At 69.9% G+C, this 22866-nt stretch carries 15 protein-coding genes and 1 pseudogene; 10 read left to right on the top strand and 6 right to left on the bottom strand.

All coding sequences use genetic code 11. The annotated features are described in order from the left end of the window. The first annotated feature begins 19 nt into the window (after nucleotides 1–19). The 5 genes from NBY65_RS10370 (at nucleotide 20) to NBY65_RS10350 (ending at nucleotide 11110) form a co-directional block, all read left to right on the top strand. On the top strand, nucleotides 20–1912 hold the full coding sequence (locus NBY65_RS10370) for an autotransporter assembly complex protein TamA (RefSeq protein WP_150043558.1): 1893 nt from the start codon (nucleotides 20–22) through the stop codon (nucleotides 1910–1912). Then, complete coding sequence (locus NBY65_RS10365) at nucleotides 1912–5934, top strand: translocation/assembly module TamB domain-containing protein (RefSeq protein ID WP_150043560.1); 4023 nt, start codon at nucleotides 1912–1914, stop codon at nucleotides 5932–5934. The genes NBY65_RS10370 and NBY65_RS10365 overlap by 1 nt, the downstream gene beginning before the upstream one ends. Nucleotides 5935–6049: 115 nt before the next feature. Continuing rightward, the gene (locus NBY65_RS10360; RefSeq protein WP_150043562.1) at nucleotides 6050–7846 is read left to right on the top strand and encodes a CocE/NonD family hydrolase; all 1797 of its coding nucleotides are present in this window, start codon (nucleotides 6050–6052) and stop codon (nucleotides 7844–7846) included. 169 nt (nucleotides 7847–8015) lie between these two features. Next, on the top strand, nucleotides 8016–9653 hold the full coding sequence (locus tag NBY65_RS10355) for a M20/M25/M40 family metallo-hydrolase (protein ID WP_150043564.1): 1638 nt from the start codon (nucleotides 8016–8018) through the stop codon (nucleotides 9651–9653). A gap of 137 nt (nucleotides 9654–9790) precedes the next feature. Beyond that, on the top strand, nucleotides 9791–11110 hold the full coding sequence (locus tag NBY65_RS10350; protein ID WP_239003006.1) for a solute carrier family 23 protein: 1320 nt from the start codon (nucleotides 9791–9793) through the stop codon (nucleotides 11108–11110). 45 nt (nucleotides 11111–11155) lie between these two features. On the opposite strand, the gene NBY65_RS10345 is transcribed toward NBY65_RS10350, so the two are convergent. Both NBY65_RS10345 and NBY65_RS10340 read right to left on the bottom strand, forming a co-directional pair. Then, nucleotides 11156–12808, bottom strand: coding sequence for an L-lactate permease (locus NBY65_RS10345; protein ID WP_150043568.1), 1653 nt, complete (start codon nucleotides 12806–12808; stop codon nucleotides 11156–11158). 938 nt (nucleotides 12809–13746) lie between these two features. After that, complete coding sequence (locus NBY65_RS10340; RefSeq protein WP_162530777.1) at nucleotides 13747–13905, bottom strand: hypothetical protein; 159 nt, start codon at nucleotides 13903–13905, stop codon at nucleotides 13747–13749. A 260-nt stretch (nucleotides 13906–14165) separates the two neighbouring features. Between NBY65_RS10340 and NBY65_RS10335 the strand changes: the two genes are divergently transcribed. Beyond that, entirely contained in the window at nucleotides 14166–14690 is a 525-nt protein-coding gene (locus NBY65_RS10335) for a carboxymuconolactone decarboxylase family protein (protein WP_150043570.1), read from the top strand. A gap of 35 nt (nucleotides 14691–14725) precedes the next feature. Here NBY65_RS10335 and NBY65_RS10330 read toward each other — a convergent pair whose 3' ends face one another. The 3 genes and pseudogenes from NBY65_RS10330 to NBY65_RS34265 all read right to left on the bottom strand — a co-directional run. After that, entirely contained in the window at nucleotides 14726–14932 is a 207-nt protein-coding gene (locus tag NBY65_RS10330; protein ID WP_456313105.1) for a hypothetical protein, read from the bottom strand. Nucleotides 14933–14963: 31 nt separating this feature from the next. Next, on the bottom strand, nucleotides 14964–15284 hold the full coding sequence (locus tag NBY65_RS34270; RefSeq protein ID WP_338110433.1) for a beta/alpha barrel domain-containing protein: 321 nt from the start codon (nucleotides 15282–15284) through the stop codon (nucleotides 14964–14966). Nucleotides 15285–15402: 118 nt separating this feature from the next. Beyond that, a pseudogene (locus NBY65_RS34265) lies at nucleotides 15403–15843 on the bottom strand (dihydrodipicolinate synthase family protein); the annotation flags it as partial. A 189-nt stretch (nucleotides 15844–16032) separates the two neighbouring features. On the opposite strand from NBY65_RS34265, the gene NBY65_RS10320 reads away from it, so the two are divergent. After that, a complete protein-coding gene (locus NBY65_RS10320) occupies nucleotides 16033–16944 on the top strand; it encodes a pirin family protein (RefSeq protein WP_150043572.1) in 912 nt (303 codons plus the stop codon). Nucleotides 16945–17022: 78 nt separating this feature from the next. Here the strand turns inward: NBY65_RS10320 and pgm are convergent, their stop codons facing one another. Beyond that, nucleotides 17023–18672: a phosphoglucomutase (alpha-D-glucose-1,6-bisphosphate-dependent) gene (pgm, locus tag NBY65_RS10315; RefSeq protein ID WP_150043574.1), complete on the bottom strand. Its 1650-nt coding sequence runs from the start codon at nucleotides 18670–18672 to the stop codon at nucleotides 17023–17025. 197 nt (nucleotides 18673–18869) lie between these two features. On the opposite strand from pgm, the gene dhaK reads away from it, so the two are divergent. From dhaK to ptsP, 3 genes are read left to right on the top strand one after another with little or no spacing between them, the layout of a single operon-like run. Beyond that, nucleotides 18870–19871, top strand: coding sequence for a dihydroxyacetone kinase subunit DhaK (gene dhaK / locus NBY65_RS10310; RefSeq protein WP_150043576.1), 1002 nt, complete (start codon nucleotides 18870–18872; stop codon nucleotides 19869–19871). Nucleotides 19872–19875: 4 nt separating this feature from the next. Continuing rightward, nucleotides 19876–20496, top strand: coding sequence for a dihydroxyacetone kinase subunit DhaL (dhaL, locus tag NBY65_RS10305; RefSeq protein WP_150043578.1), 621 nt, complete (start codon nucleotides 19876–19878; stop codon nucleotides 20494–20496). Beyond that, nucleotides 20496–22859 carry a phosphoenolpyruvate--protein phosphotransferase gene (gene ptsP / locus NBY65_RS10300; protein ID WP_150043580.1) on the top strand — a complete coding sequence of 788 codons (2364 nt, stop codon included), beginning with the start codon at nucleotides 20496–20498 and terminating at the stop codon, nucleotides 22857–22859. The genes dhaL and ptsP overlap by 1 nt, the downstream gene beginning before the upstream one ends. Nucleotides 22860–22866 lie beyond the last annotated feature (7 nt).

Raw genomic sequence — 22866 nt, 5'->3', positions numbered from 1 at the left:
TGTCACGTTTGGAGACCGGATGCCGCGTGACCCTCATTTCCCTGGCAGTCGTCGCCGGCCACGCGCACCGGCCCTGGCCATGCTGTCGCTTGCCCTGGCGTTCTGGCTGAAGGACGAGCGCGGCCATGCTGCCGACCCGCAACCCTACGAGGTCACCATTGCGCCGACCGGCGACGCCGCGCTCGATGCCGCCGCGCAGGCGTCCTCCACGCTGCTATCGCTACATGACACCGCGCCGGTCGGGCCCTTCGCCCTGATCGGTCGGGCCCGCAACGATGTCGGGCGCATGCAGACCGCCCTGAACAGCTTCGGGTACTATGACGGACGCGTGGCCATCACGATCGCCGATCATCCGCTCGACGATCCGGCGCTGGTGGACCTGCTCGACCGGATCCCGCCGGAGACCAGCGTTCCGGTCAAGGTCACCCTGACCACAGGGCCCGAATTCCACCTCCGCAGCATCACCCTGCCGCCGGGCACCCCCGCCGCGGCCCGGGAGGCGTTGCAACTGCAGCCGGGCGATCCTGCCCGCGCCGCCGATGTGCTGGCCGCGGGCGAACGGATGCAGACGGCGCTGCTCAATGCCGGCCATGCCCTCGCCAGGGTCGGCGAGCCGCAGGCGTACCTGATTCCGGATGCCCGGGCGCTGGATGTGTCCTTCCCGGTCGAGGCCGGCCCGCGCGTCGATCTCGGGCGGATCGCCATCACCGGCGAACGGCGGCTGAACGAGTCCTATATCCGCCGCCGCCTGCTGCTGCAGCCCGGCCAGGTCTTCGACCCGGCCGCGATCGCCAAGGCACGCCAGGACCTTGCCGCCGTGCCGGCGCTGGGGGCGGTGCGCATCACCCCCGGCACCGCCCTGGATGCGGATGGGCGCCTGCCGATGACGGTGGACGTATCCGAGCGCCCGCTGCACGCGGTGAACCTGTCGGCCGCCTTCTCCACCGACGAGGGCGGCAGCGTCGGTGCCTCCTGGACCCATCGCAACCTGTGGGGCAACGCCGAGATGCTGACCCTGGGCGCGGCCGCCAGCCAGCTCGGCGGCACCGCGGCGCGGCAGCCGGGGTACAACGCCTATACCACGCTGGTGCTGCCGGACTGGCTGCAGCGCGGCCAGTCCCTGACGTTCAACCTGCTGGCGGTGCGGGAATACCTCGATGCTTACGATCGTACCGCAGCGATCATCGGGGCGACGCTGGCGCGCCGGCTGACCGAAGAGCTTACGGTCAGTGGCGGCCTGCAGTTCGAGAAGGCCTATATCGAGCAGGAGGGAATCGGCCGGAACTACACGCTGCTGCAGGCGCCGCTGGGCGTGACCTGGGACAGCACGCATGATCCGTTCAACCCGGTTTCGGGGGTGCGGGCGAACGTCTTGGTCACCCCCACCTACAGCATGGCTACCGGTGCGGGGCGGGACGCCAGCTTCGTGATCGTGCAGGCTTCCGCCTCCACCTACCTGGATGTGGGCAACTGGCTGCTCGGCACCGAGGGGCGCAGCATCCTTGCCCTGCGCGGCTTCGTCGGCGCGATCAACGGGGCCGCGGTGTTCGATGTCCCGCCCGACCAGCGCTTCTATGCCGGCGGCGGCGGCTCCATCCGCGGCTTCCGCTACCAGTCGGTCGGACCGAAATTTCCCAGCGGAAACCCGACCGGAGGCAATTCCGTGGATTTCGGCAGCATCGAGTTCCGCCAGCGCTTCGGCACCAGTTGGGGGGCGGCGGTCTTCGTCGATGCCGGGCAGGTCGGCACCAATGGCGTGCCGTTCAGCGGCAATCTCGCGGTCGGTGCCGGGGTGGGGGTGCGCTACTACACCGCGATCGGGCCGATCCGGGCCGATGTGGCGGTACCGCTGACGCGCGAACGCGGCGGCGACGATTTCGGCCTCTATATTGGTATCGGACAGGCCTTCTGATGCGCGCGCTGCGGATCCTCGGCTGGGTGACGCTGGCGCTGGGGATCCTGTTGCTGCTGGTGGTGGCGGCCGTGTTCGTGGGGCTCAACACCGATGCCGGGCGCCGCCTGGCCGAGCGGGTCACCGCCCAGGCAACCGGCGGGATGGTGGTGCTGCAGGGGCTCGAAGGCCGCTTCCCCGACCGGCTGCGCCTGGCCCGGGTGGAGATCCACGACACCGGAGGCGCCTGGCTGGTGGTGGAGGACGCGGCGCTCGACTGGTCGCCCACAAAGCTGCTGGCCGGCACCGCCAAGGTCGAGAGCCTGACCGCGGTACGCGTAGCGGTGCCGCGCCTGCCCGTCCCGGCGGAACCGACACCGGCGCCGACCTCCTCTTCTGGCGGCGGCTTCAGCCTGCCGGTGCGGGTGGTGGCCGATCGCGTGCACGTGGACCGGGTGGAGGTTGGTGCGCCGGTGGCTGGTGCCGCGGCGGTGCTGGCGGTGGATGGGCGCGCGGCACTGGACTCGCTCACGCAAGGCAGCGCCGATGTCAGCGTCACCCGGGTGGACTCGCCGGGTACTTATCATGTTTGGGGCGATATCGGGACGGATGCCCTGCAGGCGCGGCTGACCGCGCAGGAGCCGGCCGGCGGGCTGATCAGCCGCATGGCCGGCTTGCCGGATCTGGGCGCGATCGATGCCTACGCGTCGGTCGATGGTCCCTGGACCGGTGCCGCCACCCGCCTCACGCTGCGCGCGGGGGAACTGACTGCCTCGGCGAACGGGCGGATCGACCTGCGGGGTCGCAGCGCCGATCTGGATGTCGCGGCGGCGGCGCCGGCGATGCGGCCGCGCCCGGATCTCGCCTGGCAGGGGATCGCGCTGAAGGCGCACCTGACCGGGCCGCTTGCCACGCCCGAGGCGGCCGGGACGCTGCGGCTGGACCGGCTGGAGGCGGCCGGGGCGGGGCTGCGTCGCCTCGTCGCCGACGCCACGGTACAGCACGGGCTGGCGCGGCTGACCGCCAGTGCCGAGGGAATCCGCCTGCCCGGCCCGCAACCCGGCCTGCTGGAAGACACCCCGCTGCGCCTGACCGCCGAGGCGCGGCTCGACGCGCCGGACCGGCCGGTGCGCTTCGATCTCTCCCACCCTTTGATCGGCCTGCAAGGCACCGCCCGCACCGCCGGCGGGATTGCCGCCGACGCCACGCTCGATGTGCCGGAACTGGGCCGGCTGGCGGCAGCCGGCGGGGTGGCGCTGCAGGGGAGTGCGAAGCTCGACCTGAAGGCGGCCGTCGAGGGCGAGATCACACAGCTTCAGTTGGACGGGACGCTCGGCATCACCGGCGGCATGGCGCCGGTGCCGGCGCTGATCGGTCCCGCCGCTACGCTCACGGCCGCGGCCCGGCTGCACGGCGGCGATGTCACCCTCTCCCGCCTGAAGCTCGATGGCGATGGGGTGACCCTGGCCGCCAGCGGGGGGCTGCAAGGGGGCGCGGTGGCGCTGGACTGGCGGGTCGGGCTGTCCGACCTGAGCGCGCTATCCGACCGCCTGCTCGGCACGCTCAGCGCGCAGGGCCGGGCCGAGGGGCCGACCGATGACCTGACGGTGACCTCCGAGCTGACCGGCCTGCTGGCGACGACCGGCTTTCCCCTGGGGGCGATCCATGCCGCGGTCCGGGCACGGGGCCTGCCGTCCCGTCCGGAAGCGAGCATCACCGCCGAAGGTACGCTCGACGCGGCGCCGCTGACCCTGGCGGTGAGTGCCGCGCGGGCCATCGATGGTGCCGTGCACGTGGCGATCGAGCGCACGGAATGGCGCAGCACCCGGGCCGAGGGCACGCTCGACCTGCCGCCCGGGGCGGTGCTGCCGCTCGGGACCCTGTCGCTGCGGGTCGGCAGCCTCGATGATTTCCGAGGCTTCGTCGGCCGCCCACTCACTGGCGGCATCGAGGCCACGCTACGGACCGAGGCGGAAGGCGGTCCCCCGGTCGCCCGGCTGTCGCTGCGCGTCACCAGGGCCGGGTTGCCGGGCACGGCCACGCTGAACGAGGCCACCCTGACCGCCGAGGTCCGCGATCCCGCCGGCGATCCGGCCACCGACGCGCGGCTGGTGGTCTCCGGGCTGCAGGCGGGCGGGATCGGCGGCACCGTCCGGCTGGACGCAAAGGGACCGCAGCAGGCGCTGGCCCTGCGGCTGAACGCGGCGCTGAGCGGGATCGCCGGCGCCGACCTGGCCACCCAGGCGGCGGCCACGCTCGACGCCCCGGCGCGGACGCTCTCGGTCGGGTCGTTGCAGGCGCGCTGGCAGGGCGAGACGCTGCGCCTGCTCGCCCCGGTGCGCATCGCCTTCGCCGATGGGCTTGCTATCGACCGGCTCCGGCTCGGCCTGCGCGCCGCGGTGCTGGAGCTGGCCGGACGGATTTCGCCGACGCTCGACCTGACCGCGTCGCTGCGCAACGTCACCGCCGATCTCGCCCGCATCGTGGCGCCGGATCTGCAGGCGGACGGCAGGCTGGAGGCGCAGGCACGGTTGCAGGGCACCACGGCGCGGCCGACCGGGACGCTGCGGCTGAGCGCGACCGGCTGGCGCATGACCACCGGGGCGGCGGCGGGGCTGCCGGCGGCATCGCTCAGCGCGGATGCCACGCTGCGCGGCGAAACCGCCCGCATCGATGCCGCCCTGGTCGCCGGTCGCAACCGGCTGACCGTCGCCGGCACCGTGCCGATCGCGCCGGACCGGGCGCTCGACCTGCGCGCGCAGGGCAGCATCGACCTCACCACCCTCAATCCGATCCTGGCCGCCGATGGCCGCCGCCTGCGCGGCGGGGTGATGCTCGATGCGAGCATCGGCGGCACGCTTGCCGCCCCGCGCCCCAACGGCACCGTGCGGATCGTGGACGGCGAAGTGCAGGATTTCGCCCTCGGGGCCCGGCTGGACGAGATCCAGGGGACCATCCTGGTCGATGGCGAGACCATCCGCATCCCGCGCCTGGGCGCGCGCGCCGGTCGTGGTACTATCGTACTTGGTGGTTCGGTCGGGCTCGCCGCGCCGATGCCGGTCGACCTCACCCTGGTCGCCAGCGATGCCAGCCCGTTGCGTTCGGATCAGCTCAGCGTGGTGCTGGACGCCAATCTCGCGTTACGCGGCGCCGTGCAGCAACGGATGGACACCTCCGGCCGGATCCGTATCCAGCGGGCCGAGATCCGCATCCCCGAGAGCATGCCCGCCAAGGTGGCGGTGCTGAACGTGCGCCGGCCCGGCGAGAAGCCGCCACCGCCCCCCTCCCCCGGCCCGGAGATCGGCCTCGACATCACCCTGACCGCGCCGGGACGGATCTTCGTGCGCGGGCGCGGCCTGGATGCGGAACTGGCCGGCGACCTGCATGTCGGCGGCACCACCCTCGCGCCGAAGCCGGAGGGCAGCTTCAGGCTGCGCCGCGGCGAGTTCAACCTCGCCGGCCAGACCCTGACCTTCACCAAGGGCGAGGTGGGATTCGACGGCAGCGGCAAGATCGACCCGACGCTCGACTTCGTGGCGACCACTCAGACCGCCAGCGTCACCGCCAGTCTCGAGGTGACGGGCTACGCCAGCAAGCCGCAGATCACCCTGTCCTCGACGCCCCAGTTGCCGCAGGACGAGGTGTTGGCCCAGTTGCTGTTCGGCCAGAGCGCCACCAGCCTCGGCCCGTTGCAGATCGCCCAGATCGCCCAGGCGGTGGCGCAGATCAGCGGCGTGGGCGGTGGCTTCGACCCGCTCAATTCGGTCCGCAGCACGCTCGGGCTCGACCGGCTCACCGTGTCCGGCGGCGAGGGCGGCCGAGGCGCGGCGGTGGAAGCCGGGCGCTACGTCGCCCCCGGCCTGTATGTGGGGGCGCGGCAGGGCACCAACGGATCAGGCACCGAGGCGGTGGTGCAGATGGACCTGACCCGCGGCCTGAAGCTGGAGGCGACCACCGGGCAAAGCCAGGGCGCCACAGGGTCGAGCACCACCAACGACACCAACGGCACCAGCATCGGATTGCGCTACCAGTTCGAATACTGATCAACCCGATTCCGCCGCCACGTCCCCTTTATGCGCGGGAGGCCTGCGTGCTCGTGGTTGACCCGCGGGCCGCATCTCAGCACGTTGCTGGAAGGAGCGGAGGGAAAGAGACCCCATGCCCACCGAAATGGTCGCCATGCGCGACGGTGTGCGACTTGCCACCGATATCTACCTTCCCGAGGGGACCGGACCCTGGCCGGTCGTGCTGGAACGCACGCCCTATGGCCGCGCCGCGATCCGGCGCAGCGAGCTTTCCCAGGCCGAGCCGGCGCCGGTCGATGGCCCCGGCCTGGCCGCGCGCTTCACCGCGCGCGGCTATGCCGTGGTGCTGCAGGATTGCCGCGGCCGGCACGGCAGCGAAGGCCGTTTCGTGAAATACCTCGCCGATGCCGAGGACGGCGTCGACACCTGCCAGTGGATCACCAGCCAGCCCTGGTGCGATGGACACATCTGTACCATCGGGCTGTCCTACGGCGCGCATGCCGCGGCCGCCCTGGGCTGCCTCGATCCGCCGGGGGTGATCGCGCAGGTGCTGGACAGCGGCGGCTTCAACGACGCCTGGACCAGCGGCATCCGCCACAACGGCGCCTTCGAGCTGCGCCACATCACCTGGGCGCTGCGCGAGGCGCGGCAATCACCGGAGGCGCTCGCCGATCCGGTGCTGCGCGCGGCGCTGGAAGCCGAGGACATCCACGCCTGGATCACCCGCCTGCCCTGGCGGCCGGGCCACTCGCCGCTGCGCCACCATCCCGATTACGAGGCCTATCTGCTCGACCAGCTTCGGCATGGTCCCCGCGATGGGTTCTGGAAGCAGGCCGGCATCTGGGCGGAGGGGTTCTACCATCGCTTCAGCCGGGCCGATTGCGTGCACATGTCGTCCTGGTTCGACGCCTACGTGCCGACGGCGATCGGCAATTTCTGCGGGCTGAGCGCTGCGGGACGGGGGCGGCAGCGGCTGATCCTGGGGCCATGGACCCATGGCGACCGCAGCGGCCGCGTCGCCGGGGATGTCGATTTCGGGCCGGAGGCGCCGATCGACAGTTGGGCCGGCGACTGGCTGTCCTACCGGCTGCGCCATTTCGAGGCCGCGACCCAGGGCACCGCCAACACCGAACCGCCGGTGCGCGTCTTCGTCATGGGCGGCGGCAGCGGGCGGCGGACCGAAGCCGGGCATCTCGACCATGGCGGGCGCTGGATCACGGCGACCGACTGGCCGCCCGCCGAGGTGGCACCGCAGGTGTTGCACCTGCATGCCGACGGGCGGCTCGACGCCGAGGCGTCCGACAATGGCGGCGCCCTGGCCTTCGATTTCGATCCGGCGAACCCGGTGCCGACGATCGGCGGCAGCTTCGCCTCGCTTGAGCCGCTCGCGGTGGCGGGCAGCTTCGACCAGGTGGAATCGCCGGAGTTCTTCGGCTGCCGCCCGCCCTATCTGCCGCTTGCCTCCCGGCCGGACGTGCTGGTGTTCCAGACCGCGCCGCTCGCGGACGCCGTGCAGGTGGTCGGGCGGGTGGAGTTCGAGCTGTGGGTGGCGACCAACGGCCCCGACACCGACTTCACCGTCAAGCTGATCGACGTGCACCCGGCCAATGCCGACTACCCGCGCGGCTACGCGATGCTGCTCGGCGATACCATCCAGCGGCTGCGCTACGCCGAGGACCCGGGCGACCCGCAGATCCGTCGCCCGGGCGAGGTGGTGCGCATCCGGCTCGGCATCAACATCGCCAACCTGTTCCTGCCGGGACACCGCATCCGGATCGACGTGTCTTCCTCCAACTTCCCGAAATTCGATGTGAACCCGAATACCGGGGAACCGGACGGGATGTCGCGACGACACCGCGTGGCGGTGAATACCGTGTTCTGTGATCGCGGCCGGCCCAGCCGGGTCACGCTGCCGGTGTTGCCGCTCTAGCCGCTTCGTCGGGGCGCTGCCCCGAACCCTGCCAGGGGCTCCGCCCCTGGACCTCGCCAAGGGCTCCGCCCTTGGAACCCATTCTGTGCCGCGCAGCGCGAATGGGATCCAAGGGCCTTATGGCCCTTGGCAGGTCCAGGGCGGAGCCCTGGCCTTCAGGACTTCCCTTATGCCGCTTCGCCCCGCCCCTGATGCCGCCCGCACCTGGGCGCTGACCCTGACTGCCATACCCAGCGTCACCGGCACCACCGAGGAAGCCGCCTTCGCGACGCGCTTCGCCGATATGTTGCGCGCTCGTCCCGCCTTCGCTGGGCGCGCCGCGGATGTCTGGACCATTCCGGTCCCGGGGGGGCGTTTCCCGCGTGCCTGCGTCGCCGCCCTGGTGCGTGGCCGTGGCGCGGAGACGGTGGTGCTGACGGGTCATTTCGACACGGTCCGCACCGATGATTACGGCGATCTGCGCGACCTGGCGCTCGATCCGGAGGCGCTGCGGCCGGCCTTGCTCGCCCGTCTCGCCGAGCCGGCCTCGGACGCGGAGCGCCAGGCGCGGGACGACCTGGCCTCCGGTGCCTTCCTGCCGGGGCGTGGGCTGATGGACATGAAATCGGGGCTGGCGGCGGCGCTCGCGGTGCTGGAAGCCTTTGCCGCCGCGCCCGACCGCATCGGCAACCTGCTGTTCCTGGCGGTGCCGGACGAAGAGGCGAACTCCGCCGGCGCCCGCGCCGCCGCCCCGGCCCTGCACGACATCGCCGCCCGGCATGGCCTTGCCATCGTGGCGGCCATCAACCTCGATTCCATCGGCGATCCCGGCGACGGCACGGCGGGGCGGCAGGTGGCGCTCGGCAGTGTCGGCAAGCTGCTGCCGAGCGCGCTGGTGGTTGGCCGCGCCGCCCATGTCGCCGACAGCTTCACCGGCCTGGGGGCCTGTGCCCTCGCCGGCAGCCTGGCTGCGGCGATGGAGTGGGCGCCCGAACTGGTCGAGCGCACCGGCGAGGAGGTTGCCTCCGGGCCGACCCTGCTCGGCATGCGCGACACCAAGCCGGGCTATGACGTGACCATGCCGGGCTCGGTCTGGATGTTCTGGAACGTCGCCTGTCACCGGCAGGGGCCGGTGCAGGTGATGGACGCGGTCCGCGCCATCGCCGGGCGTGCCCTGGCGGACACGGTGGCGGCGCTCGGGGCGCGGCGGCAGGCGGCCCTTGGCGATGGGGCGCTGCCGGAGGTGGCGGTCCTGAGCTATTCGGAGTTGCTTGCCTCCGTGCTGGCGCGCCGCCCGCAGGCAGAGGCCGCGATCGCGGCGCTTGCCGCCGAGGTGGCGGAGGCGGGACTCGACCTGCCTGAACAATGCCGGCGCATCACCGAGAAGGTGTTGTCTCTCTCCGGACGCAGCGGGCCTGCCGTGGTGTTGGGTTTCGCTTCCCTGCCCTATCTGCCGGCGACGCTCGGCCCGGATGCCAACGCCGTCCGGCTCGCCGCCGCCGTGCGGGAGGCCACCTCATGCGTGGGCGCCCGGCATGGCACTTCCATTGGCACCTGCGCCTATTTCCGCGGCATTTCCGACATGAGCTTCATCGGTCAGGCCGACGCGGCGGCGATTCCGGCGATTGCGCGGGACACCCCCTGCTGGGGCGCCGGCCTGCCCTGGCCGGACGGTCCGGCGCTCGGCGAGGTGCCGATCGTCAATGCCGGCCCCTGGGGACGCGATTACCACACGCCGCTTGAGCGCGTGGACGCCGCCTATGCCTTCACGGTGCTGCCCGACCTGGTCGCGGAGATCGTCGAGCGGATGCTGGGGCACGTCGGATAACGATCTGGACGCGAAATATGCATCCGTCCCGTCCCGTGATCCGGGATACCCGATCAGGGGCGGGTGCTATAGCGCACCGCTACGATCCCACCGCAGTCGCAGCACCGGGCCGCCCGGCCTGGCATGGAGGTCCTGACGTGACTCGTTTCTTTCCGCGCTGGCCGGTCAGGACCGGCGGCGACATCGGCCCTGACGAGCGCCTGCCCTGGCCGCAGATGGTGGTCATGGGCGTGCAGCACGTCGTCGCCATGTTCGGGGCGACGGCTCTGGCGCCGATCCTGATGGGCTTCGATCCCAACACCGCGATCTTCTTCTCCGGTGTCGGCACGCTGGTTTTCTTCGTCATCACCGGCGGACGGCTGCCGAGCTATCTCGGATCGAGCTTCGCCTTCATCGCCGTGGTGGTGACGGCGACCGCCTATGCCGGGCAGGGCCCGAATCTGAATATTCCCGTCGCCCTCGGCGGCATCCTCGCGGCCGGCGTGCTTTACACGCTGATTGGCGCCGTCGTGCAGGTTGCCGGCACGGCCTGGGTGGAGCGGCTGATGCCGCCGGTGGTGACCGGCGCCATCGTGGCGGCGATCGGCCTCAACCTGGCGCCGATTGCCGTGCGTGGCATCTCGGCGGATGGGTTCGCGACCGTGATCGGGCTGGCGACGGTGCTGGCGGTGGCGCTGATCGCGGTCAAGGGACGTGGCATGGCGCGCCGCCTGCCGATCCTGCTCGGGGCGGTGTGCGGCTATGGCTGCTATTTCGTGGGGGCCAACCTGCTGGGCTTCGGGGCGCCGATCGACTTTTCCACCCTGGCCGCGGCGCCCTGGTTCGGGTTGCCCCGGTTCGAGCAGCCGGTGTTCTCGCTCTCCGCCATCGTCCTGATCGCGCCGGTGGCCATCATCCTGGTGGCCGAGAACCTGGGGCACGTGAAGGCGCTTGGCGCCATGACCGGGCGGAACTTCGATCCGCTGATCGGCCGGGCCTTCATCGCCGACGGCATCGCCACCATCGCCTCGAGCCTCGGCGGCGGCACCGGGGTCACGACCTATGCCGAAAACATGGGCGTGATGGCGGTGACGCGGATCTATTCGACGCTGGTGTTCGTGGTCGCGGGCTGCTTCGCGCTGCTGCTGAGCCTGTCGCCGAAATTCGGCGCGCTGATCCTGACCCTGCCGGGGCCTGTGATCGGCGGGGTGGCGATCGTCGTGTTTGGACTGATCGCGGCGACCGGCGGGCGCATCTGGGTGCAGAACGGGGTGGATTTCTCGCATGCCCGCAACCTTGTGGTCGCGGCGGTGGCGCTGACCGCAGGTGCGGGCGACCTGACCCTGCGGATCGGCGGTTTCAGCCTGGGCGGCATCGGCACCGCCACCTTCGGCGCCATCATCCTCTATCACCTGCTGGCGGGCTGGGAGCCGGAACGGGAGCGGGCCAGCACCGCCGATTCCGCCATTGGCGATTAGGGCAGGTTTCCCGGCCGCGTTCGCCGCGGCCGGGATCGACTTCTGTCAGTGCACCAGGCGGGTCAGCGGCCAGACATAGGCCTGCCCGAGCACCAGCAGCCCCATCAGCACGGCCAGGGCGACGCTGTGGAAGAACACGAAGCGCAGGATGCTGCCTTCGTGGCCGTACCACTTGGTGGCCGTTGAGGCGACGACGATGCTTTGCGCGTCGATCATCTTGCCCATCACGCCGCCGGAGCTGTTGGCTGCGGCCATCAGCACCGGGCTGATGCCGAGCTGCTCGGCGCTGGTGCGCTGCAGGCCGCCGAACAGCACGTTCGACGCCGTGTCCGACCCGGTCAGCGCGACGCCGAGCCAGCCGATCAGCGCACCAAAGAAGGGATAGAGCCAGCCGGTGCTGGCCAGCGCCAGCCCGAGCGTCGCGTCGGTGCCCGAGTAGCGGGTGACGAAGCCGAGGGCGAGCATGCAGGCGATGGTCAGCAGCGAGAACCGCACGACGTGCAAGGTCCGGCCATACATCCGGATCAGTCCACCCGGGGTGTAGCCGAGCAGGAAGCCGGAGACGACGGCGGCGAGCAGGATGCCGGTGCCGGTGGCCGAGAGCAGGTTGAACAGGTAGATCGCCGGCTCGGCTTTGGGCGTCGGGGAGACGGGCGGCACCTTCATGACCAGGTTGTGCAGGCCCGTGACCGGAAAGCGTGCGACCCAGAGTCCGTCGAGCCAGGCCTTCACCTGCGGAATGCCCCAGAGGAAGACGAACACGCTGAGGATGATCCACGGCAGCCAGGCACGGATCACGGCGCCGCGCGAGCCCGGGGCAGCCGGTCCCTCGCGGGATTCCTCCGGCGGCGAGGACCAGTCGCGCGGGGCTTCCTGCATGACGTTCTTCGGGTGCCAGACCCGCAGGAACAGGGCCAGGGCGCCCATCGAGACGATGGCCGAGACCACGTCGACCAGCCACGGGCCATGGAAGTTCGAGATGAGGTATTGCGGGACGGCGAAGGAGACGCCCGCCACCAGGATGGCCGGCCAGACTTCCAGGGTCTTGCGGAAGCCGACGAAGGCCCAGACCACCCAGAACGGCACGATGATCGAGAAGAACGGCAACTGCCGGCCGATCATGGCGGAGAGTTCCAGCAGGTCGAGCCCGGTGACGGCCGACAGCGCGATCACGGGCGTGCCGAGCGCGCCATAGGCGACCGGCGCGGTGTTGGCGATGAGCGACAGGCCAGAGGCGGCGAGCGGTGAAAAGCCAAGGCCGATCAGCATCGCCGCGGTGACGGCGACCGGTGTGCCGAAGCCCGCCGCGCCCTCGAAGAAGGCGCCGAGCGAAAAGGCGATGAACAGCAATTGCAGGCGACGGTCGTCGCTGATGTTGCGGATGCTGCTCTGCAGGACTTCGAACTCACCTTTGGTGGCGGTGAGCAAGTACAGGAAGATGACGTTCAGGATGATCCAGCCGATCGGCATCAGGCCATAGGCGGCGCCGTAGGCGGCGGACAGGGCGGCCATCGATACCGGCATGCCGAATGCCACGATCGCAATCACCAGGGCGGTGGCCAGGCCCAGCAACGCGGCGAAATGTGCCTTCATCTCGAGGATGCCGATGGCACCGAGCAGCACGATCACGGGAATCGCTGCCGCTGCGGTCGACAGCCAGAAGCTGCCGAAAGGGTCGTACATCTGGCTCCAGGGCATCACTTCGTTTCCTCTTCGGTCGTTGCGTGGTCGGCGGTCATCTCGTCATCAACCGAATGGCCGCATGCCCGGTGCATCGTCCGGTCAGCCGTTCATTGCCATATCGGCGTGAATGCGAGTTTAAGATCGCAAAGCAGACTACCCGGGTCTGGTGCGACCGCCCATTCGGCGGCGGCCGGGCGCGCGCCTTCCGGTTCGCACATCCTTTGGCGCGTGCCAGGAAAATGACCTGCTCCCCCATTTTCCGTTCCCTGGGCGTAGTGGATCCGAGGCTCCGCGGCCGGGGTATATCGTTACTGTATGGCCATGACTATGGCCTTTCCCAGGGCGTTGCGGGATCTCTGCAACAGGTCGTGCCAGCGTGTGCCGGGTGTTGGGGCACCCCTTGCGGTCACCATGTGACGTGATCGGGCGGGCCCATGTGCCTGCCCCGTGCCGCCCGGCGCCTGATCCGGAAGCTAGCGCTTCCGCCGGAATGGCCCATCAGGCGAGGGCACCGCTCGGGTTTTCGGAAGAAGGGCGAGTGTACGGATTATTGCCAAAAGTAGAATAATAACATTTTGCAATGATTATGGCAAAAAAAGGCGGCGCCTATGCGGCGCCGCCAAGTTTAGGGAGGAAACGTCCAAGAAGGCGGCATGCCCAGGGCAACGCCGCGACCTGAAGTATGCCGATTTCCGTTATCGCCTGCAAGGTATTTTTGTGCATCGCAATATGTGTCGATTGCGCAAATAGTTGCAAAAAGGACGGAATTTGGATCGGCAAGTCACTGTGGCCGGTTCCATCCCGTGCGATGCTGCCCGACCTTGGGGCAGCGTGGCCAATATCTCTCCGACATGTGATGGCACCGGATCAAAACATCCCTGTCCGGGCCACGGGTAGAAAGGAAACGGCATCAACCTCGTCCGAAGGGGGAACACCTCCTCGGGCAAGGCGGATCAGGAGACAGAGCAGGATGGATTCGACATGGCCCGGGTGATGCGTTGCAGCAGCCAGGAAATTCCCCGGTTGAGTTTCGCGACGAGAGCCCGCGCGATCTGCTGCTCGCCTTCGTAAGCGAGCAACATGGTTTCGCCCACTCTGATGAAATCGTTCATGATTGTCCTTTCGGGGTAAGATGCCGGCAGACCGGCAAGGTGATCCGAAGGACGCTTCCCTTATTGTGCGATGCAACATGAAGGGGAGCGGATCGCCGGTTTCAAGTCCGTAGCCATGAGCAGGGCGAAAGGGTGTCATTTCGCCGGCGCCACCTGGCCGCCTGTCCAGCCCGACGACGCGTTCGTGATCAGTGCGACTGCTCGCGCGGGCGGCATGATATTCCGTGCAGAAGAAGCCGTTCGAGGTCAGGAGCCGGAACATGGCCCGCATCGACTACGCGCCGATCGACCGTCCCGAGGACACCCGGCTGGTGGCGCAGATTTCCGCCCAGCGTGGCGGCGTGTTGCATCTCTACCGCATGCTGCTGCACAGCCCGCCAGTGGCGCATGGCTGGCTGCATTACCTCACCGCCTTGCGGGAGGGCTGCAGGCTGCCCGGAGCCTTGCGGGAAATGGTCATCCTGCGCGTGGCCATGCTCAATCGCGTCGGCTACGAGGCCGAGCACCACATACCGCTCGCCCGTGCCGAAGGGGTCACCGCGGCGCAGTTGGAGGGGCTGGCGGACTGGCGGAATTCGGATCTCTTCGATGCGCGCGAGCGGGTCGTGCTGGCCCTGACGGATGCGATGACGCGCGAGGTGCAGGTGGCAGAGGACGTCTTCGTCGCCGTGCGGGCGGAATTTGACGAGCGGACGCTGGTTGAACTGGTCGCCACCATCGCCGCCTATAATATGGTGTCCCGCTTCGTCGAGGCGTTCCGGATCGACCGTCGCGATCCGGTCTGAAACCATTCCCGGAATGGTCCGGAGCGGCCTTCGGCTCAGTGGCCGAGCCTGCCGTCCACGCGCCGCCAGACGCCAAGCGGGTTGTCGTCCCGGAGCGCCTCGGGCAACAGCCGTGCCGGCATGTCCTGGTAGCAAACCGGCCGCAGGAAGCGCCGGATCGCGAGTACACCAACCGAGGTCGTGCGCGCGTCCCACGCCAGGGCGCAGGCCCGCTCCGGTTCGGCCTCGCCGGTGAGAGGCATGACCAAGTCTCCTTCACGTTTTTCTTGCTGTTTACCCCAGCGCAGGACCAACGCATCCGGGCGGTGCGCGATCTCGATCAGCCCGGCGCGCGTGGCCGGATGCACGGGCTGCAGCGGATGGCTGGCGCACCGCCTCAGAGGTGATGATACCGCCTTCCCGCATCAGGATCTTGGCCGTCTGCAGGCCGGTCTGCCGGTTCTCGTAGTTGATCAGCGGCAACCAGCGCGCATGGGTGGCGATGGCCTCTTCGCGCCGGCCTGCCGCGTAGGCATCGACGATCTGCCGGATCCCGTCGGGATACCCGTCCCCCGTCATCGCTCCGGTCGCCCCGGCATCGAGATCGGCGAGCAAGGTGATCGCCTCTTCTCCATCCCACGGGCCCTCGATCGCCTCGCCGCGGCCTGCGGCACTTGAAATAGCTGAGATTGGGGATGCCCCGGGCCATGCGCGCGAGCAGTTCCACGGACAGTGCCGTGCCGCTTACCGGTGCGTCCTGGACCATCAAGGGGATGTCGATCGCACCAGCTACCGCACGGAAGAAATCGACAACTCTGTGCTCCGGCACGCGGACCGTGGCCCCGTGACAGGAGGGCATGACCATGGCCGCCCCCGCCGCCTGCGCGCCGGCTGCGGTCGGTACAGACAGGGTGCTGAAATGCGAGGTGGTGACGATCACCGGAACACGACCGGCGACATGGTCGAGCACCGCCTGCATCACCGTTTCCCGCTCGGCGTCGGTCAGTACGAACTGCTCGGAGAAATTGGTGAGGATGCAGATTCCGTGGGAGCCGGCATCGATCATGAAGTCGATACAGCGGCGCTGGCTGTCCAGGTTCAGTTCGCCGCTGGCGGTGAAGGTGGTTGGCGCAACCGGGAACACGCCCTTGTACCGCTCCCGGGCGCTCGTCATTATGCGTTCCTCTCCCTTTGCCGTCCCGGGGAAGCCCTTCGGTCCGCATGCGCTGCGACGGGCTGGTGTCACGATGCGGCGAGCGGGCCGCCATGCTCATGCGGGCGTAACGGTGGCACCACTTCCAGGGTGGCAAAGCCGACGCGCTCCCCTACCTGCGGCATGCACCCCCCAGCGGAGACCGCAGTGATGGACCTACGGCACAACATCCCGACCTCTCCATCCCCCGAGGTGGAAACGGTGATCATCCCGCGCGCCCACGACATTGGCGGCTTCGAGGTGCGCCGCGCCCTGCCGGCACAGCAGCGGCAGATGGTCGGGCCCTTCATCTTCTTCGACCAGATGGGACCGGGGGAGTTCCTGACCGGCCAGGGCCTCGACGTGCGGCCGCATCCGCATATCGGCCTGTCTACCGTGACGTACCTGTTCGATGGCGAGATCCTGCACCGTGACAGCCTCGGCTCCGCCCAGCCGATCCGCCCGGGGGACGTGAACTGGATGACCGCGGGGCGCGGCATCGCCCATTCCGAGCGGACCGATCCCGCAGCACGGAGCCATGCCAACCGCCTGTTCGGCATCCAGTCCTGGGTGGCGCTGCCGCAGGTGGCGGAAGAACGGGAGCCCGACTTCGCGCACCATCCCGCTGCGACGCTGCCGCTCGCCGAGGAGAACGGCCTGCGCCTGCGGCTGATCGCCGGGACAGGTTGGGGTCTCACGGCGCCGGTGGCAACCACCTCACCGCTGTTCTACGCCGACGCGGTGCTCGGCTCCAACGCCCCGGTGCCGCTGCCTGACGAGCACGAGGAACGCGCGGCCTACATTGTCCAGGGCGCGCTGGAAGTTGCCGGCATCCGCTTCGAGTCCGGTCGGATGCTGCTGTTCCGCGCCGGCGATCGACTGGCGCTGCGGGCCGGACCGGAAGGAGCCCGGCTGTTGCTGCTCGGCGGCGCGGCCATGGACGGGCCACGTTTTCTGTTCTGGAATTTCGTGTCGTCCCGCCACGAGCGGATCGAACAGGCGAAGGCCGACTGGAAGGCCGGACGCTTCGCCAAGGTGCCCGGCGACGAGCGGGAGTTTATCGCGCTGCCGGAGGTGCGTTGATCCGGGGCGCTGCCCCGGGCCCCGCCAGGAGGCTTTGCCTCCTGGACCTCCACCAAGGGCAAAGCCCTTGGATCCTTTTCAGGCGCCCTGCTTCAGGGCCTCGCCGACGATCTGCTGCGCTTCGCCCAGGATGCGTTGCAGATGCTCCTGGCTGCGGAAACTTTCAGCGTAGACCTTGTAGATGTTCTCCGTGCCGGAGGGGCGGGCGACGAACCAGCCGCCCTCCGTCACCACCTTCAGCCCGCCGATCGCGGCATCGTTGCCGGGCGCGCGGGTCAGCTTCGCCACGATCGGCTCACCGGCCAGGGTTGCATCTTTCACCGCTTCGGGCGCGAGTTTCTGCAGCCTTGCCTTCTGTTCGGGCGTCGCAGCGGCATCGATGCGCGTGTAGTGCGCCACGCCGAGTTCCTTGGTCAGCGCCGCGTAATGCTCGCCCGGATCGCGGCCGGTGCGCGCGGTGATCTCGGCGGCCAGCAGGTTCATCACCGGCCCGTCCTTGTCGGTCGTCCACACCGTGCCGTCGCGGCGCAGCAGGCTCGCCCCGGCGCTTTCCTCGCCGCCGAAGCAGCAGGTGCCGTCGAACAGCCCGGGGGCGAACCACTTGAAGCCCACCGGCACTTCGGAGAGGCGGCGGCCACGGCGGCGCACCACGCGGTCGATCAGGGCGCTGCTGACAAGGGTCTTGCCGACCGCGGCATCCGTGGGCCAGTCCGGCCGGTGCGTCAGCAGGTAGTCGATCGCGACCGCGAGGTAGTGGTTGGGGTTCATCAGCCCCGCCGAGCGGGTGACGATGCCATGCCGGTCCGCGTCGGGGTCGTTGCCGAAGGCGATGTCGTACTGGTCCTTGAGCCCGATCAACCCGGCCATGGCGTAGGGGCTCGAACAATCCATGCGGATCTTGCCGTCATGGTCGACGGTCATGAAGCCGAAGGTCGGGTCGAGCCGGGGATTCACCACGGTGATGTCGAGGCCATAGATCTCGGCCACCGGCGCCCAGTAATGCAGCGCCGCCCCGCCCAGCGGATCCACGCCGAGGCGCAGCCCGGCGGCACGGATCGCGTCCATGTCGACGACATGACGCAGGTCCTCGACATAGGGCCGCACGAAGTCGCGCGCATGCGTCGTCTCCGCCGCGAATGCGGTGTCATAGGCCACCCGCCGCACCGCGCGGTTGCCCTCGCGCAGCAGCGCGTTGGCACGGTCCTGCACCCAGCGCGTGACGTCGGTGTCGGCCGGGCCGCCGTTCGGGGGGTTGTATTTGAAGCCGCCGTCTTCCGGCGGGTTGTGCGACGGCGTGATCAGGATGCCATCGGCGAGCGCCTCGCTGCGGCCGCGGTTGTGCACCAGGATGGCGCGCGAAACGACCGGTGTCGGCGTCACCCCGTCATCCGGCTGGATGATGGTTTCCACCCCGTTCGCCGCCAGCACTTCCAGTGCCGTACGCTGCGCCGCAGAGGAAAGCGCGTGGGTGTCCTTGCCCATGTAGAGCGGGCCGTCGATGCCCCGGGCCTTGCGGTGCTCGCAGATCGCCTGGGTGATCGCCAGGATATGCGCCTCGGTGAAGGAGCCATGCAGCGAGGAGCCGCGATGCCCGCTGGTGCCGAACTGCACCAGTTGGTTGGGATCGTCGGTATCGGGGCGCCTTGCGTAATACGCGTGCTCGAGCGCGGCGAGGTCGACGAGAAGCTCCTTCGGCGCCGGTTTGCCGGCGAGTGGTGAAATGCTCATGCGTCCGGGTTCTCCGTTCGGCCTCTCGGGCAAGAGGCGCAAGGATATCCGACTCGCCTGGTTCTGCCAAAGGTGTGGGACAGCCAGCAGCGGTTTATTCACAAAAGAGCGAGCAGCGTGGCGCGTCGGGCATTGCAGCCGCCGCGCCGCCGCTGTCTGATCGCCGCACGTCGCGTGCTTGGGGAGGGCAGCGAGGCATGAAGAAGCTGATCAACGCGCCGGAGGCCGTGGTGGCGGAGGCGCTGGCGGGGATGCAGGCCGCGCATGGTGACCTGCTGCGGGTCTCGTTCGACCCTGCCTTCATCGCGCGGGCCGATGCACCGGTGGCCGGCAAGGTCGCCATCGTTTCCGGCGGGGGCAGTGGCCACGAGCCGATGCATGGCGGCTTCGTTGGGCATGGCATGTTGGATGCCGCCTGCCCCGGCGCGGTGTTCACCAGTCCCACGCCCGACCAGATGCTTGCCGCCGCGCAGGCAGTGGATGGCGGCGCCGGGGTGCTGTTCATCGTCAAGAACTACACCGGCGATATCATGAATTTCGACCTCGCGGCCGAGCTGGTCCGCGACGGCGGCATCGCCGTGGAGCAGGCAGTGATCGACGACGACGTGGCGGTGCAGGACAGCCTGTACACTGCGGGGCGGCGCGGCGTCGGCACCACCGTGCTGGCCGAGAAGATCTGTGGCGCGGCTGCGGCCGAGGGCCAGGACCTTGCCGCGGTGGCGGCATTGTGCCGGCGGGTGAACGCGCAGGGCCGCAGCATGGGGACGGCGCTGACCTCCTGCACCGTGCCGCATGCCGGCAAGCCCACCTTCAGCCTCGCCGAGGACGAGATCGAGATGGGCATCGGCATCCATGGCGAGCCCGGCCGCACCCGCATGAAGCTGGCGCCCGCCGACCGCATCGCCGAGCTGCTGCTGGAACCGGTGCTGGCCGACCTGCCGTTCCGCTCAGGCGATCGCGTGCTGCTGTTCGTCAACGGCATGGGCGGCACGCCGCTGATCGAACTTTATGTGCTGTATCGCCGGGCGGCGGAGATCTGCGCGCAGCACGGCCTGGTGATCGCGCGCAATCTGGTGGGCAACTACATCACCAGCCTGGAGATGGCCGGCGCCTCGATCACGCTGCTGAAGCTCGATGCGGAGATGGAGCGCCTGTGGGATGCACCGGTGCGCACGCCGGCGCTGCGCTGGGGGATGTAAGGCGATGGCCGAGGCGATCACCCTGCCGGTTGCGACCGACTGGCTGAACCGGCTCGCCGCACGTTACGCGACGGAACGGGACTGGCTGGTGGAGCTGGATTCCGCGATCGGGGACGGTGACCACGGCGCCAATCTCGCGCGCGGCTTCGCGGCGGTGCGCGACAAGCTGCAGGCGGCGCCGCCGGCGGATGTGGCGGCGCTGTTCCGGCTGGTGGGCATGACGCTGATTTCCACCGTGGGTGGCGCCAGCGGGCCGCTCTACGGCACCTTGTTCCTGGAGGCCGGCAAGAAGGCGGCCGGCGCCGCCAGCCTGGACGTGGCCGGATGGCGTGCCTGCCTGGAGGCTGGCGTGGCCGGCATCCGCGCCCGCGGCAAGGCGGAAGCAGGCGAGAAGACCATGCTCGACGCGCTGCTGCCGGCAGTCGCAGCCCTGGACGGGACAGCGCTGCCGGCGGCGCTGCTGGCTTCCGCGGCGGCGGCGACGCATGGTTCCGACGCCACCATCCCGCTGATCGCGCGCAAGGGCCGGGCAAGCTATCTCGGCGAGCGTTCGGTGGGGCATCGCGATCCGGGCGCGGCGTCCTCGGTGATGTTGCTCGACGAACTGGCGCAGGCAGCCGCCTGATGCCGGCGCAGGTGGGGCTGCTGCTGGTCTCGCACAGCCGCCCCCTGGGTGAGGCGGTGGAAGTGCTGGCACGCCAGATGGTCGGGCCGGCGCTGCCGATTGCGGTGGCTGCGGGCGCCGGGCCGGACGGCGCCGAGCTTGGCACCGATGCCGTCGCCATCGCCGCCGCCCTGGAAGAACTTGCCGCCGATCCGCAGGCCGGGGTGCTGGTGCTGATGGATCTGGGCAGCGCCATCCTCAGTGCCGGGATGGCGCTGGAGCTGGTGGCACCAGAGATCGCCGCGCGGGTGCGGCTCTGCGCGGCTCCGCTGGTGGAAGGCGCCGTCGCGGCGGCGGTGAGTGCCGCCGCCGGGGCGTCGCTGGAGGTGGTGACGGCCGAGGCGGAGGCGGCACTTACACCCAAGCGTGACCAGCTCGGGCCGACGGAGGATGGGGCGCCGCCTGCGGAAGCAACGTCGATCGCGAAGGAGGACACAGCGGAAGATGCCGAGGTTGCCGATCCGCTCGGCCTGCATCTGCGGCCGGCAGCGCGGATCGTTGCCTGTGCCGGCGGGTTCGCGGCGCAAGTGAGCCTGCGCAATCTCGCCACCGGGGCCGGGCCGGCTTCGGCCGCAAGCCTGACGGCGCTGACCGGCCTGGGCGTGCGGGCCGGGCAGCGGGTGCGGGTTGCGGCCAGTGGGACGGATGCCGCGGCGGCGGTGGCTGCGATCGCCGGCATTTTGCGTGCGCCGCCCGGGACCCCGGCCGATGTGGAGGTTGCGCCATCGGTGCCGGTTACGGGGCGGGCGATTCCGGTGGTGCCCGGCGTGGCGTTTGGGCCTGTGCTGCGGCTTGGGACGGTACGCCCGCCGATTGCGCGCGCGCCCGTGGCCGATCCAGGGGCCGAGGCAGCCCGCCTGCGACAGGTGGTCGCGGCGAGTGCCGCCGAGATCGAAGCAGAGGTGCGGGCCGGGGTCGGTGGCGACATCCTGCTGGCGCATGCGGCGCTTCTGCGCGATCCGGCGATCCTGGAACGGGCCTTGTCGCTGGTGGCGACGCAACGTTGCCCGGCCGCTGCCGGCTGGAACGATGCGATCGAGGAAACGGCTCGCACTTATGACGGGTTGGCCGATCCGGTGCTGCGCGGGCGTGCCGCCGATGTGCGCGATGCGGGCGCGCGTGTGCTGCGGGGGTTGCTTGGTGGGGAAGCGGCGGAGCTGCCGCCGGGGCCGCCGGCGGTACTGGTGGCCGAGGACCTGCTGCCTTCGCTCGCGGCGCGGCTCGATCCGGCGCGGGTGCTGGGAGTGATTGATCGGCGCGGTGGTCCGGCCTCGCATGCGGCGATCCTGCTGCGGGGGGCCGGGATTCCGACGGTGATGGGGGCGGCCGCGCTGGTGCCCGCGACCGGCGGCGGGGTCGCTGCGCTGGATGGTGGCAGCGGCGAGGTGTGGATCGACCCCGATGACGCAACGCTGGCGCAGGTACGGCAGCGTCAGGCGTCCGCCGCATCGGTGACGGCAGGTGTTGCTCTGGTGGATGGCGTTCTGCGGCTTGCTGATGGGCGGGGTATCGAATTCTGGGCCAATGTCGCGTCGCAACGCGATGCCGAGGCCGCCGCGCGGGCGGGGGCGCGGGGCATCGGCCTGTTGCGGACCGAGATGCTGTTCCTCGACCGCGCCGATCCGCCGGATGAGGCGGAGCAGGCCGCGTTGGTGGCCGCCATCATGGAGCCGTTCCGTGGCAGGCCGGTGGTGGTGCGTACGCTCGATGCCGGGGCCGACAAGCCGTTGCCCTGGCTTGGCATGGCGCCGGAGGCGAACCCGTATCTGGGTGTGCGCGGCGTGCGATTGTTGCTGGCCCGTCCGGCGGTGTTCGAGACGCAGTTGCGGGCGCTGTTGCGGGCCGGCAGTGGGCTTGACCTGCGCATCATGCTGCCGATGGTGACCTGCGCGGAGGAAGTCACTGCGGCGCGGGCCGCGTTGGAGTGCGCCCATGCAGCGCTGGTGGCGGCGGGTCTTGCGCATGCATGGCCGGTGCCGCTCGGGATCATGGTGGAGGTGCCGGCGGCAGCGCTGGAGGCAAAGGCCTTGGCGGGCTGTGCGGATTTCTTCTCGATCGGCACGAATGATTTGACGCAGTACGTGCTGGCGGCCGAGCGGGGACATCCCGCACTCGGGCGTTTTGCCGATGCGTCACATCCGGCTGTGCTGCGGCTGTGCCGGGACGTGGTGGAAGCCGGTTGTGCCTGTGATCGCCCGGTATCGGTCTGCGGCGAGGCCGCAGGTGATCCACGGATTGCGGCCTTGCTGGTGGAGCTTGGGGTGACGCGGCTGAGCATGAGCCCCGCCGCGTTCGCTGTGGTGGCCGGGGCTTTGCGCAACTGAAGAATAG

Source organism: Rhodovastum atsumiense (genome assembly GCF_937425535.1).
GTDB classification, from domain to species: domain Bacteria; phylum Pseudomonadota; class Alphaproteobacteria; order Acetobacterales; family Acetobacteraceae; genus Rhodovastum; species Rhodovastum atsumiense.
Note: the sequence above shows the minus strand (reverse complement) of the source record. Positions and strands in the feature narration are given on the sequence as shown.

Coding starts and splice junctions, on each gene's coding strand:
- NBY65_RS10365 (WP_150043560.1), top strand. CDS start 1,912: ATGCGCGCGCTGCGGATCCTCGGCTGGGTGACGCTGGCGCTGGGGATC.
- NBY65_RS10355 (WP_150043564.1), top strand. CDS start 8,016: ATGCCGCTTCGCCCCGCCCCTGATGCCGCCCGCACCTGGGCGCTGACC.
- NBY65_RS10360 (WP_150043562.1), top strand. CDS start 6,050: ATGCCCACCGAAATGGTCGCCATGCGCGACGGTGTGCGACTTGCCACC.
- ptsP (WP_150043580.1), top strand. CDS start 20,496: ATGCCGGCGCAGGTGGGGCTGCTGCTGGTCTCGCACAGCCGCCCCCTG.
- pgm (WP_150043574.1), bottom strand. CDS start 18,672: ATGAGCATTTCACCACTCGCCGGCAAACCGGCGCCGAAGGAGCTTCTC.
- NBY65_RS10340 (WP_162530777.1), bottom strand. CDS start 13,905: ATGAACGATTTCATCAGAGTGGGCGAAACCATGTTGCTCGCTTACGAA.
- NBY65_RS10320 (WP_150043572.1), top strand. CDS start 16,033: ATGGACCTACGGCACAACATCCCGACCTCTCCATCCCCCGAGGTGGAA.
- NBY65_RS10330 (WP_456313105.1), bottom strand. CDS start 14,932: ATGCCTCTCACCGGCGAGGCCGAACCGGAGCGGGCCTGCGCCCTGGCG.
- NBY65_RS10345 (WP_150043568.1), bottom strand. CDS start 12,808: ATGCCCTGGAGCCAGATGTACGACCCTTTCGGCAGCTTCTGGCTGTCG.
- dhaK (WP_150043576.1), top strand. CDS start 18,870: ATGAAGAAGCTGATCAACGCGCCGGAGGCCGTGGTGGCGGAGGCGCTG.
- NBY65_RS10370 (WP_150043558.1), top strand. CDS start 20: ATGCCGCGTGACCCTCATTTCCCTGGCAGTCGTCGCCGGCCACGCGCA.
- NBY65_RS10335 (WP_150043570.1), top strand. CDS start 14,166: ATGGCCCGCATCGACTACGCGCCGATCGACCGTCCCGAGGACACCCGG.
- dhaL (WP_150043578.1), top strand. CDS start 19,876: ATGGCCGAGGCGATCACCCTGCCGGTTGCGACCGACTGGCTGAACCGG.